General features: G+C 30.6%; 5 protein-coding genes and 1 pseudogene. All 6 read right to left on the reverse strand.

From position 1 onward, the window contains the following. Window positions 1-308: 308 nt before the first annotated feature. Window positions 309-1,322 carry a TaqI-like C-terminal specificity domain-containing protein gene (locus JCM2765_RS15990; protein WP_054737537.1) on the reverse strand — a complete coding sequence of 338 codons (1,014 nt, stop codon included), beginning with the start codon at window positions 1,320-1,322 and terminating at the stop codon, window positions 309-311. Continuing rightward, on the reverse strand, window positions 1,319-1,504 hold the full coding sequence (locus tag JCM2765_RS19335) for an Eco57I restriction-modification methylase domain-containing protein (protein ID WP_162231437.1): 186 nt from the start codon (window positions 1,502-1,504) through the stop codon (window positions 1,319-1,321). The genes JCM2765_RS15990 and JCM2765_RS19335 overlap by 4 nt, the downstream gene beginning before the upstream one ends. Next, window positions 1,419-2,591, reverse strand: coding sequence for an Eco57I restriction-modification methylase domain-containing protein (locus tag JCM2765_RS17510; RefSeq protein ID WP_439646182.1), 1,173 nt, complete (start codon window positions 2,589-2,591; stop codon window positions 1,419-1,421). Before JCM2765_RS17510 ends, JCM2765_RS19335 begins: the two co-directional genes overlap by 86 nt. Before the next feature lie 120 nt (window positions 2,592-2,711). Further along, window positions 2,712-3,245: pseudogene (locus tag JCM2765_RS19340) on the reverse strand (type IIG restriction enzyme/methyltransferase); the annotation flags it as partial. Between the two features lie 57 nt (window positions 3,246-3,302). Next, window positions 3,303-4,022, reverse strand: coding sequence for a DUF7149 domain-containing protein (locus JCM2765_RS16000; RefSeq protein WP_054737539.1), 720 nt, complete (start codon window positions 4,020-4,022; stop codon window positions 3,303-3,305). 166 nt (window positions 4,023-4,188) lie between these two features. Next, a partial coding sequence (locus tag JCM2765_RS16005; RefSeq protein WP_156301839.1) for a DUF3427 domain-containing protein occupies window positions 4,189-4,598 on the reverse strand: 410 nt, incomplete at its 5' end.

Consider the following 4,598-nt stretch of genomic DNA (forward strand, 5'->3'; position numbering starts at 1 on the left):
ACAAAACACAAAACGGACCTCCTCATAATTGAGTTAGCCCGTTTTTGTGTTTTGTAAATGGCGGTTTTTCGTAAGCGCGTAAAATATAAAAGTGGACCTTCCGATGACAAGGATGGTCCACTTTACGTTTTAATACATTTAATTACGATCTATTCTCAAACAGTTTTATTTTCCAAAATTATTTTCCTACCTACCAACTATTTAACGAAATTACCATGCGACATTGTAATCACTATAACTGAACATATTTCGGACCAATAGTTAGTTCGTGTTTATAAATCACAATTCTTTGACAGTATTAAAATTGTTTATTGATTATTATTAATATACTCTTCCATTTCATCTACCACTCCCGGTAATGAAAACCACTCTGCTACTTTTTTGTTTGCAAACAATTTAAAGTCCCTCCGATCCAATTGTTTAACCGCCAATTTAACTTGTTGCAAGTCCTCTTTACTGATTAATTTCAAATTAGGAACCGGTAAAGTTCTTATTACCTCAGGATATAATTCCAATGATTTTCCTTTCTTCCTTCCTTTAGCAACTAACCAAAAATGCGTAAACGTCGAATTTAAAACGGTCAACAATATAAGTGCATCATCTTCATTGGGATTCTTTAAAGTTATTGCGTAAGCATCATCTTTAATATAAAAACCTTTATCATTAAGCGTAAACATAGGATTTTGAGTTCTTTTTTGATAATAAATTGATGTTCTCTTAAATATTTGAGAATTTCGCTCTCTCCATAAATAATATTGATCGCCTTCATTACGTTCTTCGATTGCTCTTTCATGAATTCGAACATAATCTTTCGAATTTTCAATAAAAGATTTTAAGTTTGGCGTTCGATCAATATTTGTCGTTTTGGTTGACATATACATTATAAAAGATTTCTGAGAACTTAACGAACTTGCTGTTGGTTCCACTAACTCGCTGCCGCGAATTAAGGGTTTAAATAGTAATTTTTCGTAACTGTTTAGATTAACTGTTTCGAATAATGACTCATCCCAAACAAACGTATCATTACTTCCTGTAGTAATCCCTTGATTGGTATCCGCAATAGAATTTAAAGATATTTTTTTTTCTAAAGCCTTTAGTAATGGGTTATCTTCAGTTAATAAAAAATATCCTGACTCTTTATCAAAAAACTTCTTAGGTACAACATCTCTAGTTGACGTTTTTTTATTTTTATTGTTTACAATCTCCTCAAAAATTTGATTGCTTGCTGTTCCTTGCTCATTTGTAGAAGTAACCGATATTAATGTACTTTGTACTCCCTTCTTTACGCTCTCCAAAGTTCTTTTCTTTGCAAAAGTAATCATATTATGCTGACCCTTGGCAGAGCTAAAAATTTTAATTCATTAAAATTATAAAATGATAATAAATTTGTCCGTTCGCGTAAATCTTCACGTAATTTATCAGCATAGGTTGCAGTCACCCAATAATTGGTCGTTATAAACCCTAAAATTCCTTGATCTTTTAAAAGATCTATTGCTAAGTGCATAAAATAATAAAAAAAAGTCATTTTTACCGCTAGAGAATCTTTTGCCTAATTGCGTTGCATCTACTTCATGAAATATTTTCGCATGATCCTGCATTCCAATATACGGAGGATTAGCAATAACTAAATCAAAACCTTTAAATTTTCCTTGTTCATCAAGAACTTCTGGAAATTCGAATCTCCACTCAAAAGAATTCAAGAACAAACTACTATCCGCATTATCGTAGAATTTTTTTTGTTCATTTATCTTTTTTGTTAAAGACTTAATTTCTCTTCTTTTTGCTTTTCGATCGATTGGAGTATCTAATAATGAAACACTCTTCTTTAATTCATTTAACTGTTGGAAATTTTTATTTCTATTTCTACTCTGTCTTTGGGTTAGAATTGATCTAATTTGTTGTACAAATTTATGAATTATATGCTCTAAGCTACGTTTTTCACCTTTGTCGTGTGTATTTCGGTATCTTTGAACAATACTTTTAAATTCCGACACACTTAAATTCGTATTTTGAGTCATTTTTGATAAACTCTCACGGAGTTCATACCTTGAAACCACTGAGTTACCTACTTTAATATTCATTTCAAGATTTGGCATAGTTACTAACTGCCCATCCTCATAATACGAATTTTTTAGAAGTTCAATCCATAATCTCAACCTAGTTATATCAACAGAATTTTGATTAATATCAACTCCAAAAAGGTTATTCTCAATAATATCTAATTTTGTTGAAAAAAGTTCTTTTTGGATTTTTAATGAGTTATCAACTCCCCTATTATAAGTAAAACCATTTCCCTCACCATCAAATATATCCAATTCGTCGTTTACAATTTCCATATTAAAATGAAGACTAAAAGTATTGGTCATTAAATTAAAATAATATCTTAAAAAAACGAGATAATTCAACGACGAAACTAAAAAGTGCCCCGATCCAACCGCTGGATCAACCAATTTAAAGTCTTTTAATATACTTAATGCATCCTCACTATTTTCTTTAGTGATACTCTTTTGAATGTCTAAAATTGATTGAACTTTCCACCCGTGTTCAGAAAATTTGGCAACAATTGCTTTATTAATAGCATTTCTAGACATAAATGAAGTTACAAATCCAGGTGTATAGTAAGACCCATCTTTATACCCATTAATTTTTTCAAATATCAAGCCTAATACCGATGAATTAATTAAATTCTCTCCATTCACTTTTGATGCATCCGTATCAAAAGTATATGAATTTAAAAATAGTAATAAGTATTCTAAAGTTGGTAATTTATTGGTATTTTTTGCTAACCTTTTCTTTAAAACTGATTTTGTATAAATCCCTATTAGCACATCATCATCTAATTGAGCAGGACTAATAGATAACGTGCTTTCTGCAACTGATTTTTCAAAAAGTGAACTATTTAAATATGGAACATTCTTATAAATTTCAGTTAATTTACCTCTATCATAAACAGGTTTTGCTAAAACTCCAAAAAAAAGTTCGTTTAATTTATTAAAATCATAAATTACGCGACTATTAACAAACTCATACTTGGTGTTACTTTCATTAAAGTTAATTAGTTGTCCTTCTAATAATTTCAAAAATAATAAACGATTAACCCAAGTTACTGCCAAATTAATAGCATAATCAAACTTCACTTCATCGTTTGTAAACTGATACTCAATAGAATCAAAAGCTGAATATATTAACTCGATAAGTGATCCTTCTTCACGCTTATTTTTAGGTAATCTTTCAATTCCTTTGGATAATTTTTTTTTCTTGAAGTCCTAAAATATGCATTAATTCATCATAAAAACCCTTATCTAGTTCATTAGGATCCGCACTAAACGTTTTTTCATTAAAGTGACTGGTGCCATTATTTTATAAAATTTATTTACTACATTCCACTTTATGGTATCTTTTTGAGTAAACATATCTGATAAATTAAAATGAACATATTCAATTTTATCAGAAACGGTCGCTATTTGAGGTCGAGCAATATTTTCGTAAAACTCATTAGTTTTTGTATCCAAACTAGACTTATCAATTTGGGCTGCTTTATAATCGGCTAGAAACTTCTTATCTTCTGCAAACAGGGTTTTAAATACATTATTCACATCAAAAATAAACCAATTTACTCCATCCGTAATAATGGAATATGTTAAAGCATGATTATGATTATTTACAAACTCTCGCATAAAATAAAGTAATGATTCCTGAAATGCTTTTTTATTAAGATTTTCTTCAGTAATCATTTCAGAAGAATTAATTTTTTTCGTTTCAATTAGAACATAAATTCCTTTGCGATTGTATATCGCAAGATCATATTTATCTTTAGATGCAACCGTATACTTTTGTTTTTTAAAACCTATATCGCGAATAAAGTCTCTTATAAATGCCTTATTATTTTCCTCTGTGTTTTCTTGTGATAGATTGGCTCGAAGTTCTATCAATGAACTCTGTATTGCATCTTTAGTTACATTAGATATCTTACTATGAAGAAACTCGACACTAACCATTTTTTCAACCGGTACCTTCGGCATAACATAAATTCCCTTCTTAACTATTATTTCATTATTAATAATTTCGGGCTATCTTCAGCGTAGTGATTTTCATTCTCTAATTTAGAGTTACTTATTGAACAATATTTCAAATTCTAACATTTTAACTATATCTAATCTTTTAGTTTTAACGCTATTAATTTCTACTTCACTTCTCAAACAACAAATACCGATCATACCGCGCTGCCTCTTTCAACCGCAACATCACCCGCACAATCGGCTCAACCTTCTCTTCACTAACCTGGAAAGTCTCCTGTTCAGCATCCGCCACACTAACCTCACCAAAGTAGTAAAACCCATTCCCTTCATCATCGTTTTTCTTAATGAACAGGTGAATTGTCGTTTTACCACTCAAGATCTGAACCATTTCCTTATCAGTCATCTTAACGTTATGACGGCTATACCATTCAAAGATATCCGTACTGATAAAGCGATCCTCATAGTTAATGCTGGCATCAATATCATCTGATTTAGCGTAAGTCACAAAGATTGGACAAATACCTTCATGGACTCGATAACCATAAACCGTTGAACTCCGCCCCTCATCCCAGCCAATTT

The organism is Secundilactobacillus similis DSM 23365 = JCM 2765, from assembly GCF_001311075.1.
GTDB classification, from domain to species: Bacteria; Bacillota; Bacilli; order Lactobacillales; family Lactobacillaceae; genus Secundilactobacillus; species Secundilactobacillus similis.

Excerpts from the sequence above, each read along its gene's own strand:
- JCM2765_RS17510 (WP_439646182.1), bottom strand. The coding sequence starts at position 2,591 with ATGTCTAGAAATGCTATTAATAAAGCAATTGTTGCCAAATTTTCTGAA.
- JCM2765_RS19335 (WP_162231437.1), bottom strand. The coding sequence starts at position 1,504 with ATGCACTTAGCAATAGATCTTTTAAAAGATCAAGGAATTTTAGGGTTT.
- JCM2765_RS15990 (WP_054737537.1), bottom strand. The coding sequence starts at position 1,322 with ATGATTACTTTTGCAAAGAAAAGAACTTTGGAGAGCGTAAAGAAGGGA.
- JCM2765_RS16000 (WP_054737539.1), bottom strand. The coding sequence starts at position 4,022 with ATGCCGAAGGTACCGGTTGAAAAAATGGTTAGTGTCGAGTTTCTTCAT.